The sequence below is a fragment of the Streptomyces sp. NPDC007808 genome (assembly GCF_042868655.1).
Taxonomy (GTDB): domain Bacteria; phylum Actinomycetota; class Actinomycetes; order Streptomycetales; family Streptomycetaceae; genus Streptomyces.
The window spans coordinates 647,919-661,081 of record NZ_JBIAEQ010000001.1 but is presented as its reverse complement, the minus strand read 5'-3'; the positions used below and the strand labels follow the sequence as shown (position 1 = coordinate 661,081).

Annotated in this window: 13 protein-coding genes and 2 pseudogenes; 5 read left to right on the top strand and 10 right to left on the bottom strand. The window is 71.9% G+C overall.

The annotated features are described in order from the left end of the window. The first annotated feature begins 20 nt into the window (after positions 1-20). Complete coding sequence (locus ACFYNL_RS02950) at positions 21-1,925, top strand: 3-hydroxyacyl-CoA dehydrogenase NAD-binding domain-containing protein (RefSeq protein WP_388795440.1); 1,905 nt, start codon at positions 21-23, stop codon at positions 1,923-1,925. Positions 1,926-2,441: 516 nt separating this feature from the next. On the opposite strand, the gene ACFYNL_RS02945 is transcribed toward ACFYNL_RS02950, so the two are convergent. Together ACFYNL_RS02945 and ACFYNL_RS02940 are read right to left on the bottom strand one after the other, a co-directional pair. Beyond that, complete coding sequence (locus ACFYNL_RS02945; protein WP_388795437.1) at positions 2,442-3,323, bottom strand: PhzF family phenazine biosynthesis protein; 882 nt, start codon at positions 3,321-3,323, stop codon at positions 2,442-2,444. 51 nt (positions 3,324-3,374) lie between these two features. After that, on the bottom strand, positions 3,375-3,998 hold the full coding sequence (locus ACFYNL_RS02940; protein ID WP_388795434.1) for a TetR/AcrR family transcriptional regulator: 624 nt from the start codon (positions 3,996-3,998) through the stop codon (positions 3,375-3,377). Positions 3,999-4,147: 149 nt separating this feature from the next. Between ACFYNL_RS02940 and ACFYNL_RS02935 the strand changes: the two genes are divergently transcribed. Together ACFYNL_RS02935 and ACFYNL_RS02930 are read left to right on the top strand one after the other, a co-directional pair. Beyond that, entirely contained in the window at positions 4,148-5,068 is a 921-nt protein-coding gene (locus ACFYNL_RS02935) for an NAD(P)-dependent oxidoreductase (RefSeq protein WP_388795431.1), read from the top strand. 107 nt (positions 5,069-5,175) lie between these two features. Continuing rightward, a complete protein-coding gene (locus tag ACFYNL_RS02930) occupies positions 5,176-6,141 on the top strand; it encodes a helix-turn-helix transcriptional regulator (RefSeq protein ID WP_388795428.1) in 966 nt (321 codons plus the stop codon). A gap of 62 nt (positions 6,142-6,203) precedes the next feature. Here the strand turns inward: ACFYNL_RS02930 and ACFYNL_RS02925 are convergent. The 3 genes and pseudogenes from ACFYNL_RS02925 to ACFYNL_RS02915 form a co-directional block, all read right to left on the bottom strand. Beyond that, positions 6,204-6,350, bottom strand: a pseudogene (locus ACFYNL_RS02925) (transposase); the annotation flags it as partial. Positions 6,351-6,404: 54 nt separating this feature from the next. After that, positions 6,405-6,821, bottom strand: a complete 417-nt coding sequence (locus ACFYNL_RS02920) for a hypothetical protein (RefSeq protein ID WP_388795425.1) — start codon at positions 6,819-6,821, stop codon at positions 6,405-6,407. A 57-nt stretch (positions 6,822-6,878) separates the two neighbouring features. Next, positions 6,879-7,340, bottom strand: a complete 462-nt coding sequence (locus tag ACFYNL_RS02915; RefSeq protein WP_388795421.1) for a hypothetical protein — start codon at positions 7,338-7,340, stop codon at positions 6,879-6,881. A 341-nt stretch (positions 7,341-7,681) separates the two neighbouring features. Between ACFYNL_RS02915 and ACFYNL_RS02910 the strand changes: the two are divergent. Both ACFYNL_RS02910 and ACFYNL_RS02905 read left to right on the top strand, forming a co-directional pair. Then, positions 7,682-7,819 (top strand): annotated as a pseudogene (locus tag ACFYNL_RS02910) (sugar kinase); the annotation flags it as partial. A 212-nt stretch (positions 7,820-8,031) separates the two neighbouring features. Continuing rightward, complete coding sequence (locus ACFYNL_RS02905) at positions 8,032-8,547, top strand: MarR family winged helix-turn-helix transcriptional regulator (RefSeq protein ID WP_388795418.1); 516 nt, start codon at positions 8,032-8,034, stop codon at positions 8,545-8,547. Between the two features lie 9 nt (positions 8,548-8,556). On the opposite strand, the gene ACFYNL_RS02900 is transcribed toward ACFYNL_RS02905, so the two are convergent. The 5 genes from ACFYNL_RS02900 to ACFYNL_RS02880 are packed head-to-tail and all read right to left on the bottom strand — an operon-like array spanning position 8,557 to position 13,127. Further along, complete coding sequence (locus ACFYNL_RS02900) at positions 8,557-10,299, bottom strand: PP2C family protein-serine/threonine phosphatase (protein ID WP_388795415.1); 1,743 nt, start codon at positions 10,297-10,299, stop codon at positions 8,557-8,559. After that, positions 10,296-11,366 (bottom strand): SpoIIE family protein phosphatase, encoded by a 1,071-nt coding sequence (locus tag ACFYNL_RS02895; protein ID WP_388797260.1) that lies wholly within the window; start codon positions 11,364-11,366, stop codon positions 10,296-10,298. Before ACFYNL_RS02895 ends, ACFYNL_RS02900 begins: the two co-directional genes overlap by 4 nt. Beyond that, entirely contained in the window at positions 11,366-11,812 is a 447-nt protein-coding gene (locus ACFYNL_RS02890) for an anti-sigma regulatory factor (RefSeq protein WP_388795412.1), read from the bottom strand. The genes ACFYNL_RS02895 and ACFYNL_RS02890 overlap by 1 nt, the downstream gene beginning before the upstream one ends. Further along, a complete protein-coding gene (locus ACFYNL_RS02885; protein WP_388795409.1) occupies positions 11,809-12,231 on the bottom strand; it encodes an STAS domain-containing protein in 423 nt (140 codons plus the stop codon). The genes ACFYNL_RS02890 and ACFYNL_RS02885 overlap by 4 nt, the downstream gene beginning before the upstream one ends. Then, positions 12,228-13,127 (bottom strand): STAS domain-containing protein, encoded by a 900-nt coding sequence (locus tag ACFYNL_RS02880; protein WP_388795406.1) that lies wholly within the window; start codon positions 13,125-13,127, stop codon positions 12,228-12,230. The genes ACFYNL_RS02885 and ACFYNL_RS02880 overlap by 4 nt, the downstream gene beginning before the upstream one ends. Positions 13,128-13,163: the final 36 nt, after the last annotated feature.

Here is a 13,163-nt window from a genome sequence, read left to right as displayed (position 1 = left end):
TCGGCGCGGACATTCCCCCCGTGGCGTACACGTCGATCCCGGACATGGTGCGGAGCACGGCGAGACGCTTCGGCCCCGCAACGGCGTTCTCCCACCGCGGGGTTCGGCTGACGTTCACTCAGGTCGATGAGCTCAGCGACCACTTCGCCGCCTACCTGCAGAAGGAACTGGGCCTGGTCGAGGGAGACCGCATCGTGCTGCAGATGCCCAACCTTCTGCAGTATCCGGTCGCGTTGTTCGGGGCGCAGAAGGCCGGGCTGATCGTGGTCAACGCCAACCCTCTCTACACCCCGGTCGAACTGGCCAAGGTGGTCGCCGACGCCCGACCGCGCGCTCTCGTGGTCCTGGCGAACTTCGCCGGCAAGGTCGCCGAGATCCTGCCCGGCTCAGGCATCGAGCACGTGATCGTCACCGAGGCCGGTGACCTCTTCGGCAGTTGGAAGCGGGTCCTGGTCAACACCATGGTGGCGAAGGTCCGCAAGCTCGTCCCCCCGTACGTAATCCCCGGCGCGGTCGGCCTTCGCACCGCCCTCGCCCGAGGCCCCGTCGAGGGGGCTCAGGTCGACTTCGACACCGCCTCGCGCGTCGAATCGCGCTACTTCACCGAACTGGTCACCGGCCAGCAGGCGAAGAACATGATCCAGGCGTTCTTCTTCGACCTGGGATCGATCAACTCCGGCGCGCTGCGTCCCGACGGCGTGGAGAAGAAAACGGCCGTCAAGGTCGGTGTCCTCGGCGCCGGCATGATGGGTGCGGGCATCGCCTACAGCTGCGCCCGCGCCGGCATGCAGGTCGTGCTCAAGGACGTGACGGTGGAGAACGCCGCAATGGGCAAGGCCTACACGGCGGACCTGAACGACAGGGCCGTCTCCCGCGGGAAGCTCACCCAGAAGCAGGCCGCCGAGTTGCTCGACCGCATCACCGCCACCGCCGACCCGGCCGACCTGGCCGACTGCGACCTGGTCATCGAGGCCGTCTTCGAGGACGTCTCGCTCAAGCAGCGGGTCTTCGCCGAGATCCTGCCGCACGTCAAGCCGGACGCGCTGCTGTGCACCAACACCAGCACGCTGCCCATCACCGACCTCGCCAAGGGCATCGACCGGCCGGCCGACTTCATCGGCCTGCACTTCTTCTCCCCCGTCGACAAGATGCCACTGATCGAGATCATCCGCGGCGCGGAGACGTCCGACGCGACCCTGGCCGGGGCCTACGACGTGGCCCTGCAACTCGGGAAGACGCCGATCGTCGTCAACGACAGCCGCGGCTTCTACACCTCACGCGTCATCGGCACCAGGATCGAGGAGGGCCTGGCACTGCTGCACGAAGGGATGGCTCCCTACTCCCTGGAGCGGGCCGCGACCCAGGCCGGCTACCCCGTCGGCCCCCTCCAACTCGCCGACGAACTCAACTTCGAGCTCATGCACAAGATCGCCAAGACGACCCGCGAGGCGGCCGGCGAAGACACCCCCACCGTCACCGAGTCGGTCGTCGGCCCGATGATCGACAGGGGCCGTTCGGGGAAGCTCAAGGGCGCCGGTTTCTACGACTACACCGCCGGCAGGCGGGGGCAGATCTGGCCGGGCCTGGCCGACCTGATCCCGGTCGCCGGGAAGCAGATTCCGCTCAAGGACGCCCAGGAGCGCCTGCTCGTGCGTGAAGCGCTGGAGACCGCGAAGTGCTTCGAGGAAGGTGTGCTCACCTCGGCAGCCCACGCCAACATCGGCTCGATTCTCGGCCTCGGCTTCCCCCCGGCCACCGGCGGCGCAGCACAGTTCATCACCGGCTACGAGGCCCCCGACGGCTCCATCGGGCTCGCCGCGTTCATCAGGCGCGCCGACGAACTCGCCGACCGGTACGGCGAGCAGCTCCGCCCCACGCAGTGCCTCCGCGACATGGCCGCCGCCGGCGAAACCTTCCCCGCCTGAGCGGCCGTCACCAGCATCGGGGGGAAAGGGCTCCTTGGCCCCCGAGGCCGACCCTGCGCAGGGAACACCCCCCGCCGCCAACGGATCTGTACCGCCGGGGAGGGATGTTCCGCTCCGGACACCAGTCCCCGTACCGGCAGGAGTTCAGGAAGGGGACGGTCCCGCTCCTCGCGCCGCGGCCGGCACGAGGATGGTGCGCGACGGGATGTGACCTACGGGCCGGGCTCGGGGCCGCTCGTGCTCCGGGGCCCGGGTCACCCCGCGTCCTCCGGGGCCCGGGTCACCCCGCGTCGACGGCGGCGAGCACTTCCGCCCGCGGGATCCGGCGGCGCCCACCACTCGACCTCGGGCAGCGGCCGGACCGCCGAGTCGCCGGCGCGGAGCCCTCAACTCGGCGGCATCGGGGAGCAGCTGGGCCAGGGCCCGTTCAGTCCCGGGGCGTCCGGAGCCCCCGCGAGCGGGGTCGCCGTAGCAGGCCCCCGCGGCGTCCCGGCCGGCAACCGGTCGACCGCCCGGTCACCGCGGCATGCGTGCGCCCGCGCCGCCGACCCGCACCTTCGGGTCACCGGCGTGCAGGGTCACGGTCAGCACGCTCGGCCGGCCCATGTCCTCGCCCTGGTGCAGGGTGAGGACCGACTCCGCCGGAACCAGGGCGAGTTCCCGCGCGTAGGCCCCGAACGCGGCGGCCGCGGCACCGGTCGCCGGGTCCTCGACGACGCCCCCGACCGGGAAGGGGTCCCGGACGTGGAAGACGGTGTCCGAGGCCCGCCACACCAGCTGCACCGTGGTCAGGTCCAGCTTCCCCATCAGGGCGGCGAGCCGCTCGAAGTCGTAGGAGAGGTCGGCGAGCCGCTCCCTGCTGCCGGCACCGAGCACCAGGTGCCGGGCGCCCGCGAAGGCGATACGGGCCGGCAACCGCGGGTCCAAATCGGCCGGCGGCCAGCCCAGGGCCGCAAGGGCCTCGGCAAGTTCCTCCGGGCCGATCTCCTCGATCCGGGGCTCGACACTCGTCAACGTCGCCCGGAGCGTGCCGTCCGCCTCACGTGTGACCGTCACCGGCACCGTGCCCGCGCGGGTGGCGAAGACCAGGTCTCCGGGGCCGATCCGCTCGGCCAGTGCCACGGCGGTCGCGATGGTGGCGTGGCCGCAGAAGGGCACCTCGGCCCGCGGGCTGAAGTAGCGGATGGTGAAGGCCCGCCCCGGCGTCCCGGCCAGTCCCTCGGGCGGGCCGGTCAGGAACGCCGACTCGCTGTACCCCACGTCGGCGGCGATGGCCGCCATCGCGGTGTCGTCGAGACCGGAGGCGTCCAGCACCACGCCCGCCGGGTTGCCGCCGTCCGGGTGGGACGAGAACGCGGTGTAGTGGAGCACGTCCCCGAGTCGATCATTCGTCGTCATGCCGTACGACAACACCGGTGCCGGGGCGCCGATTCCCGGCCGCGGGGACGGTCACGGGCTCTCGCCCGGCGGTGGACGGTCAGGGTCCCGCTCCACCGCGGCGTCGAGCAGGGGCCCGAGTTCGCGGGCCACGGTCGTCAGGGCGCGGACGTCGCGCTCGGCCCGGGCGAGCAGGATCGCTCCCTCCAGGGCACTGATCATGACCGTGGCGAGCGGTGCTGCCCGCTCCCGCGGTACGCCCATGCCCGACAGCGCCCCGGCCACCGCGTCGTTCCAGGTGCCGAAGGCGGCGGACGCGGCCTCCTGTGCGGAGACCGTGCTCTGCGAGCAGTCCACGGTGGCGGCGGCGACCGGACAGCCTCCCGCGAAGCCACCCCGCTCGTACTCGTCGGTCCACTGCCGCACCATCTCGGCGAACAGCCCGCTGGGCGTCGGCTCGTCCAGCGCGGCCAGGAACCGCTCGACCCGCCTGGCCGCGTACCGCCCGGCCCAACCCACCGCCTCGTTGACGAGTTGCTCCTTGCCGCCGGGAAAGTAGTGCTGGAGCGAACCGCGTGGTGCCCCGGCGTGGGCGGCGACGTCACGCATCCCGGTGGCGGCGACGCCGTCGCGCCGGATGAGCTGGGCCGCGCTGAAGACCATCCGCTCGCGCGGCCCCCGCTCGGACGCTGCCATGTCCCGGCCTCCCACTGCTCGGACGGTGCGACGCCACTCTATGACCGCCGTCATAGCCGGGGCTACTATGACCGCTGTCATAGTCGGGCCGCGGCTGGGCCTCGGCCTTCCGGCGCAGGCGGAGCACTAGGCGGAAACGGCGGTGCACAGTGACGTACGTGGGTTTCATCGGTCTCGGGGTCATGGGCCGGCCCATGGCGCTCAACCTCGCCCGCGCGGGCACACCCCTCGTGGTCTGGAACCGCACCGCGGCAGGATGCGAGCCCCTGCGCGACGCCGGTGCCGTGGTCGCGGCGAACCCCGGGGAGGTCTTCGACCGGGCCGGCACGGTGATGCTCATGCTGGCCGACGAGGCCGCCCTGGACGCGGTGTTGGCGCGCGGCACCCCCCGCTTCGCCGCGCACGTCGCCGGACGCACCGTGGTCCACATGGGCACGACCTCGCCGGAGCACTCGCGCGCTCTGGGTGACGACATCCGTGACGCGGGTGGCTGTTACGTCGAGGCCCCGGTCTCGGGATCCCGCATCCCGGCGGAGCAGGGGCAGTTGGTGGCGATGCTGGCCGGGGAGGCGGCCGCTGTGACGGCCGTACGGCCGCTGCTCACACCGATGTGTCGTGAGGCGTTCGACTGCGGTGGCGTCCCTGGCGCCCTGTTGATGAAGTTCGCGGTCAACCTGTTCCTGATCACGCTCGTCACCGGTCTGACGGAGGCGTTCCACTTCGCCGACCGGCACGGGCTCGACCAGCGGCTGCTCCGGGACGTCCTGGACGCGGGCCCGATGTCCAGCGCCGTCTCCCGCGTGAAGGGGGCGAAACTGGTGTCCCGCGACTTCGCCGTGCAGGCGGCGGCCAGGGACGTCCTGAAGAACAACCGGCTGATCGCCGGGGCCGCCCGGCAGGCCGGCCTGGCCTCTCCGCTCCTCGACGTCTGCCACTCCCTCTTCGCCGAGACCGTGGCACAAGGCCATGGTGGCGAGGACATGGTGGCCGTGCTGCGGGCGCTGGAGGCTCGCACCGCCGCCGAAGAACCGAGGCCGGCCGCCGTCGAGCGGTGTGACGGCGACGGGTGAGGAACGGTCATGGTCCGGTCACATTCGCCGGACGGACCGGTCACGGACCGATGTGAGCCTCCTGTGTGTCCCCGTCGCAGGTCCGGGGAGAAGGAGAGGCTCACACTGTGTCAGCGCTGCTCGTGCCGCCCACCCACGCGTGCCAGGCAGGGAAACGGGGCTCCGCCCTGCCCATCGTCACCGCGGAGATGTACAACGCCTTCTGGGAGCCGGGCTCGGGGGCCGGCGCGCTGACGGGCGTGACCCTGGTGGTGCTCCGTCAGCCCAACGCGCCGTGGTCGGTCGCCGGGTGCGGGATGGCCCTGGGCACGTCCTTGTCGGCCGGGGCGGACACCCTCATCCTGTGTCTGCCGCGGGCGGCGGTGGCCAACGCGCTCCCCTTGCGGACCGGTGAACCGCCCGCACCCGCCCTGCCGTTCACCCCCACGCTGTGGCTCACCCCCGCCTTACGGTTCGCTTCCGCCCTGCGGTTCGCCTCCACCCTCGCGGACGGCGACCCGGCGGAGGCCGTGTGCTCAGGCACCGCGCGCGTCTTCGCTCCGATCACCGCGCCACCGCTCGCGGCCCGCTCACCGCTGTCCGGCACACACTCCGAACAGGCCCTCGCGCACGGCCAGCAGGACCTCCAGCCGCACGACCACTCCACCGCCCACCCCCTGCACGACCACCCCACCACCCACCCCACGGAAGCCCGTCCGGCGCTGCCGCGTGCCGTGCGACGGGCCATGGCCTACTGCGAGCAACACGCGGGTGAGTCGGTGTCGGTCGCGGACATGGCCGCCGCGGCGCGCGTCAGTCCCCGAACCCTGCAGGACCGCTTTCGGATCGATCTCGGAACCACCCCGTCGGCCCACCTGCGGCGCGTACGGCTGGACCGGGCACACCAGGACCTGCTGCGCATCGCGGACGGTTCCGCCTCCGAGACGGTCGCCGAGGTCGCGACGCGCTGGGGCTTCACCCACCTGAGCCGGTTCGCCGCGTACTACCGCGAGGCGTACGGGCAGGTACCGTCCCACACCGCCAGAAGGCCACAGAGCCCGCCGGTTCGGGGTGTACTCAGCACCGTTTCATGAACGGACCCCGGAGAATCCGGAGTCCGCACTAAGGAGCCGAGCTCAATGGGGACGTCCCGTCAGGGCGAGTCGGTGCGGTACTCCCACGCGATGGCTTCGAGCGTGCGGCGGTGGTGGTCGGCACGTCGCCGCACGCGGACCGGATCGGCCGGCATCAGCGGCTCGATCCGGTCCCACATCGCATCGGTGATCATTGATCGGACGGACAGATCCGATCAACCGACCAATCCATCAAAGAGACATGCTCCAGGTGCCAAGGCTACTCACCACCGGTTGGTCGCCTTCACGCACAGCGGCTGGGTGCCCTTGATGTAGCCGCTCCCGCCGCCCATGTCCTTCCAGAAGACCGCGCACCACAGGTCACCGTTCGCACCGTCCTGGTATCCGGACCAGGAGTGCGTGATGTTCTTCCATTCCCCGTCGTAGCTGTTTCTGATGGTGCCACGCGGGCCGAACAGCTCCCAGTGGCCCCTGCCGGTGCTGGTGGTGGCACGAACTTCCATTTTCTCGACGTCGGCGTCGGCCACGTTCTGGAAGGTCACACACAACTCGTGGGACACGAAAAGCGTGGTCGACTGGCAAACTGTCCGGATGTCGGCGGCCTCGGCCGCGGAGGCGGAGGCGGAGGCGGTTCCCGCCAGGACGATTCCCGCGGCCATCGCGGCGGCCATGCGCTTCACAGTGTCGTTGTTCCTTTCGGAGAGGGGACGAACGATCCGGGCCGATGCGTGCCGGGCTCAGAAGTAGACCGGGGAGCAAGCGGTGTCCATGTAGCCGCCCGCTTCGTAGAGGGTGGCGCAGACGCGCGCGGCGTCGCGGGGCATGAGGACCGTGACCTCGAACGTGGCGAGCTCGTCGCGCCGGTTGCCGCTCCACGAGCGGTCCCTGCCGAACATCTCCTTGTTCTGGGCGTCCAGGACCCGGACGTGGAGGCGTGGATTGCCCACGCCCGTGGCAGAGAGGAAGCTCCCGCTGATCGTGTTGAGGAACCTGGGCGACTGGGCGTCCCATTGGACGCCCAGGATGCCCGTGCCCCACTGAATCCGGCGGGCGCCTGATCCAGAGGCGGCGGATGCAGGCGCGGCGGACATCGCGGTCACCAGAACGGCCCCCGCGCCCGCAAGGGCGAGGCCGCGCAGGGTCAGCCGACCCCTCTGGTTCCGGCGCGTCTTCCGGTTCTTGTCTTTCTGCAAGGACATGCTGCGCCTTTCAGGCCGGGGTAGGAGAAAGCTCATCGGGAAATGCCGTGTTCTGAGCTTGGTTACAACGTATGAATGGTGGGCGACCGCCGTCTATCCGTTCCCCGCCGAGTGTTCCGCGCATATCGGATGGCCGGAACGGACTGGGCCTTTCACGCCCCGGTGGATACACCCTCGGAATGGAAACAAGCCCCCGGGAATGCCGGAATCCATTCGTGAAACGGTCCTGAGTACGCCTCGAACCAGCAGGGTCCAGCGCCTTTCGGCGGTGCGGGACGGCACCTGCCCATAATGCCTCGCGGTAGTACGCGGCGAACCGGCCCAGGTGAGTGAAGCCTTAGCGCGCCGCGATCGGCCTCGGCGAGATCGGTCCGGACGCGGTCACCGTCGGCGCGGCGATCCTCCCCCGCTCCGACTTCTTCGCACGGGGCGGACAGCGCGTCGCCCGGGGCCGCGAGCGCCAGGGGGAACCCGGCTGAGGCCGCCCGGGGCGCGTGCGGCCGACGGTCGGCGTGGCGATATCGCGCACGTCCGCGCCATGTCCGTGTAGTCTCCGTCGCTTCGGGTAGGGCGATGCGTTGATGGAGCCCTGGCCGGAGTCGACCGAGAGAGAATTGTTCGTGCGTATCGCTGCAAGGCTGTCCGGGCGCTCGGGTGGGGAATCGACACCGGCCTTCGGAGGATGACGGCCATGCGGCGGGAACCTGATCCCGAGATCCCTTCCGAAGTCGTGGGCCGGCAGATGGTCGAAGCCGTGGAGAACCTGGTGACGCTGTGGTTCGCGGCTGTCGACGACGTTCGTCCGCGCCTGCCGCCCCGCCAGGTACGTGCTCTGCGGGCCGTGCGGCGTCAGCCCACGCTCAACGTCACCGCCCTCGCCGAGCATCTGCGCATCGGGCTGCCCACCGCCAGCCGTCTGTGCGACCGTCTCGAAAGCGCCGGGCTGCTGCGGCGCCACGCACAGCACGACGACCGGCGCGAGGTACGCCTGGAGGTCACGCTCCAGGGACAGCGGTTCCTCGCGGACGTCACCGAGCGGCTGTCGCTGAACCTGGCCGACGTCTTCGACGGCGTCGCCCCTGCCCAACGCCTGCGGCTGGAGCAGATGCTGCGCGCCTTTCACGACGAAGGGCTCCCGGCCGACCCGGTTCCCGGCGCCGAGAGCGAGAACCCCGAGCCCGGTGCGGACGCCGGCGGCGAACGCTGAGGGCCCCGCTCAGGGCTCCGGCGTCCCGGGCCGCCGCGCGTCGCCGCGCACATGGCAGAGCAACAGGCAGACGTCGTCGTCGTGTTCGGAGTCGTGCAGCAGCGGGTGCAGCAGCCGGTCGGCCGAGCCCTCCAGATCCTCGTCGAGTTCGGCCGGGCCGAACTCGCCCAGCACCTCGGCGAGACGCTCGATGCCGGGGTCTATCCCGCGGGAGCGGCGCTCCACCAGCCCGTCGGTGTACAGCGCCAGCGTGGATCCGGGCGGGAGCGGCTCCGTGTGGTCGCGGATCTGCTGCTTGAGCGGGATGCCGAGCATCGCGCCGGGCTTGGCGTCCAGCGTCCGCACCCGGCCGTCGGCGGAGCGCAGCACCGGTGGCGGATGACCCGCGGCGGCCCAGGTGAGGGTGGCCTCGTCCGGGTGGACGCGGGCGATGACCGCGGTGGCGTAGAGGTCGAGGCGCAGTCGGTGCAGGAACTCGTGCAACCGGGTCAGGAGGTGGCCGGGGCTGCTGCCGTCCACGGCGTAGGCGCGCAGGGCGGTGCGCAGCTGGCTCATCATCACGGCGGCGTGCAGCCCGTGCCCGGTGACGTCTCCGACGACGGTGATGAGGCTGCCGTCGGGCTGGCGGAAGGCGTCGTACCAGTCGCCGCCGATGTTCAGGCCCCGGGTGGCCGGGAGATAGCGCGCCGCCAGGCTCAGGCCCGGTGTGGTGGGCAGCTCGGTGAGCAGGGCGCGTTGCAGCGTCTCGGCGATGTCCCGGTTGTGCTCGAAGCGCCGGGCGTTCTCCAGGGCGATACTGGCCCGCCGGGTCAGTTCGATCAGCATCACGGCGTCGTCCGGGTCCCAGCGCTCGTCGGGCGGCGAGAGCGTGAGGACGCCCTGCGAGGCCCGGCGGCTGAGCAGGGGGATGCACAGCAGGGGGCGGCCGGGGTCGAGGGCCGAGGGCGGCTGGTCGTCGACGCCGGGCAGGTTGCCGGGGTGGTCGGCGGCGTACTGGGGGCGTCCGCGGCGGGCCGCGACGACGGCGGCGGCCGGACGCGGACCGCTGCGTCGCGCCTCGTCCACACCGTCGAACAGCCAGACGTCGACGGTGCGCGCGTACCGCGGCACCAGCAGTGTGGGCAGCAGCCGCACGATGGCCTCGTGGTTGAGCGAAGCCGTCAGGGCCGCGCTGGCGTCGGCGAGGAAGGTCAGCCGGCCGCGGGCGTTCTCCGCCTCCTTGCGGGCCTTCTGCTCGGCGGCGAACAGCTCGCGCTGGGCGCGCCCGGCGGCGTCCAGCTCGGCGTGCAGCGCCAGTACGCCCTGGTTGGTCTGGTGCAGTTCCTCGCGGTGGAACGCGACCAGAGCCTCCTGCTCGTCGAGCCGCTCCAGCAGCAGTGCCGCGTCCTCGTCGGCGCCGAACAGGGCTTCGGCCAGCGTCGCCGGGTCGTCGTCGGCGTGTTCGTCGCCGGAGAGGTCGGCGTCCTCGGCGCAGGGGACGGAGACGCGCCATGCCGGCCGGCGGTCCTCCGGCCGCCGCTTCGCCGGTGTCACCTCGACGCGGAACTCGCCCCCCGGAGGTGATACGACCACTTCCACGTCGACCCGCCACTCGCCGCCCTTGGTGAGGCACTGCCGCAGCTGCGCGGTGAGCGCCGCCACCAGCCGGGTGCGCTCGACGGTGGTCACCGCGCATGCGGCGGCCAGCCGTGCCGTGACGATACGGGCCTGCGCGGCGTCCGTGATGGTGCGGACGTACCAGGTGCGGATCATGAGGAGCGGTCCCAGGGGAAGGGGCTCAGCACGACGACGGCGGTGTCGTCACGTACCGGCCGGGCGGGGCTGCTGGCGTCCCGCACGATCGAGGCGGCGATCACGGCGGGGTCGAGGGACGAGGGGGCGACGGCCGGGCCGGGGCTCCAGCGGCTGGGCAGTCCGTCGCTGTGCAGGACCAGGAGGCAGTCGTCCGTCCAGGGCTGCCGTTGCGGCGGCAGGTGCGTGGGGAGGTGGGCGCCCACGATGCCGGGGCGCGAGACGAGTCCGTGCCAGCTGTCGCCGCGGAGCAGCCGGGCGCCGATGTTGCCGACCCCGGCGAAGGACAGCTGCCCGGTGTCGAGGTCGAGCTGGGCCACGGCCACGGCCGCGCCCCTGGTTCCGCGCAGGGCGCCGTGCAGCCGCCGCAGCAGGTCCGCCGGCGGCAGGTGGGGAGCGGACCGCACCTCCTCCACCGCCGCGGAGGAGGCCCGTGCCGCCTGGGGGCCGTGACCGAGGCCGTCGGCCAGCATCAGTGTCACGCGGTCCCCCGTGCGGACGGCCGTCCAGGCGTCACCGGAGAACTCCGCTTCCGCGAGTGGCAGGTTGATCCCGCCGACCCGTACCGGGAACGGCCCGGAGCGCGGGCCCTGGGTGCGGCGGTTCGGGCGGGAGGTGATCCTGGCCAGGGCGACCGTTCCCCGCCCGGGTGCGCTGTGCAGGCCGAAGTCGTCGGCCGTACGCAGACAGGTGCCGAGACCGGCGCCGAGGGAGGCGGCGGTCGAGTAGCCGTCGCGCAGGGCCACGGAGGTGTCACGTATGCCCGGCCCGTGGTCGATCGCCACGATCTGCACCAGGGGCGTGCGCTCGTCGCCGTAGGCCGGGACGGCCGGCTCCACGAGGTCGAGCAGTATCCGCCCGCCACCGGCGTGCTTCAGCAGGTTGGTGGCGAGTTCGGTGGCCACCAGCTCGGCGGCGGCGACCCGGTCCCCGGCCAGCCCGGCGTGCCCGGCCGCGTCGGCGGCCGCCACCCGGACGTCGCGGACCCGGGTCGAGTCGTGCACCGGCACCTCCCAGACGCGCGGCATCAAGGCGCCTCGCGTGGGCGGGGTGGCCGGGACGTCCATGAGGTCACCGTAACGGTGGTGCCCATGCCGCGTCGGCTGTCGACGGAGAACTCGTGGACCAGGCGCCGGGCACCGCCCAGGCCCATCCCGAGGCCCTCACCGGAGGTGTAGCCGTCGGACAGGGCCTGGTCCAGGTCCGCGATGCCGGGTCCCTCGTCGCTGAAGACGAGACGCAGTCCCTGTGCCCCGCTGCCGCTGGTCACCGGCGTGCACTCCATCTGGCCGCCGCCGCCGTGGACGAGGGCGTTGCGGGCCAGCTCGCTGGCGGCGGTGACGAGCTTGGTCTGCTCCACCAGACCGAACCCGAGTTGGGCGGTCATCTGCCGCACGTGCTGCCGCACTCGCACCAGGTCCAGGTCCGAGTGGATCGGCAGGCAGGCGGAGACCCTGCCGGTGCTGTGGGTCACGGGCTCTCCCGGCGTGCGCGCCCGTTGCGGGGCAGGGCCGACACCTGGGCGCCGAGCAGGCGCATGGCGTCCTCGGTGTTGAGCGCGGTCCGCAGCCCCGGCAGGGTCAGGCCGAGTTCCACCAGGGTGATGGCCACCGCCGGCCGCATGCCCGCCACCACCGTCTGAGCCGCCAGCAGCTTGGTCATGGCCGCGACGTCGCTGAGCACCCGGCCCATGAACGAATCGACGATCTCCACCCCGGAGAGGTCGATGACCACCCCGGTGACCGTGCTGTCGGAGACGGTCTCACCGATGTCCTGCTGAAGCTGTTCCGCCGTACTGTCGTACAGGTCTCCCTGCAGGGTCACCAGCAGTATTCCGCCGAGCCTCAGTACGGGAACGTGCCCTTCGTACGGGGAGACGGAGGCGCCTGTCACCGGGGCTCCGCGGCCGAGGCGGGGTTCGGCACGATGTGGGCGCCCTGCTGCTGGAGTGCGTAGGCCAGTGCGTCCGCGAGGCTGGCGCGGGTGAGCACCGAGCTGAGGTCGATCCCGAGGTGGACGATGGTCTGCGCGATGGCCGGCCGGATCCCGGAGACTATGCACTCCGCTCCCATCAGGCGCGCCGCCGCCACCGTCTTCATCAGGTGCTGCGCCACCAGGGAGTCGACCGTCGGAACCCCGGTGATGTCCAGGATCGCGATCCGGGCGTTCTGCTCGACGACGGCGTCCAGGAGCGTCTCCATCACCACCTGGCTGCGGGCGCTGTCGAGCGTCCCGATCAGCGGTACGGCGACGATGCCCTCCCACAGCTTGATGACCGGGGTGGCGATCTCCAGCAGCTCCAGCCGCTGGCGGTTGATGAGTTCCTGCCCGGCGACCGTCGTCGTCTCCAGCATGACCAGGCGCAGGGTGCCCATCAGCACGGTCAGTGCCGTGGCGCACTCCCGCAGCCGCTCGGCGGACGTGTCGGAGAGCTCGTCCAGCAGGAGGTCGGTGACGGACGGTCGCAGCGCGTCCATCTCCGCCGAGATCTGCGCCATGGTGGCACCGGCGCGGGCCCGCGCCTGCGCCATGCGCGCCAGCTGCTCGCGCACGACCGCGAACCCGTCGGCCTCCGCGTCCTCCACGCGTCCCGCGGCGGCCACCGCGGCCAGCGCCTCCACCACGGTCCGGCCGGCTTCCACCGCCTCGTCCCGGGACACGGTGAACACGGTGCGGAACAGCGCCGCGTCGGCCCACCGCTGGGCGATCTGCTCGCGCCGCTCGCGCAGGAAGGTGGCCACCTCCTGCGCCAAGTCCGTCTGATGTTCTGCCGATTGCTGCTCCGGCACGTACTTCCCTCCTCCTGCGTGATGGCGCCGCCCCGG

Bases quoted from the DNA above. Each gene is read 5' to 3' on its own strand.
- ACFYNL_RS02945 (WP_388795437.1), bottom strand. From the start codon at position 3,323: ATGACGACGAATGATCGACTCGGGGACGTGCTCCACTACACCGCGTTC.
- ACFYNL_RS02940 (WP_388795434.1), bottom strand. From the start codon at position 3,998: ATGGCAGCGTCCGAGCGGGGGCCGCGCGAGCGGATGGTCTTCAGCGCG.
- ACFYNL_RS02915 (WP_388795421.1), bottom strand. From the start codon at position 7,340: ATGTCCTTGCAGAAAGACAAGAACCGGAAGACGCGCCGGAACCAGAGG.
- ACFYNL_RS02905 (WP_388795418.1), top strand. From the start codon at position 8,032: ATGCGGCGGGAACCTGATCCCGAGATCCCTTCCGAAGTCGTGGGCCGG.
- ACFYNL_RS02900 (WP_388795415.1), bottom strand. From the start codon at position 10,299: ATGATCCGCACCTGGTACGTCCGCACCATCACGGACGCCGCGCAGGCC.
- ACFYNL_RS02895 (WP_388797260.1), bottom strand. From the start codon at position 11,366: ATGCCGCGCGTCTGGGAGGTGCCGGTGCACGACTCGACCCGGGTCCGC.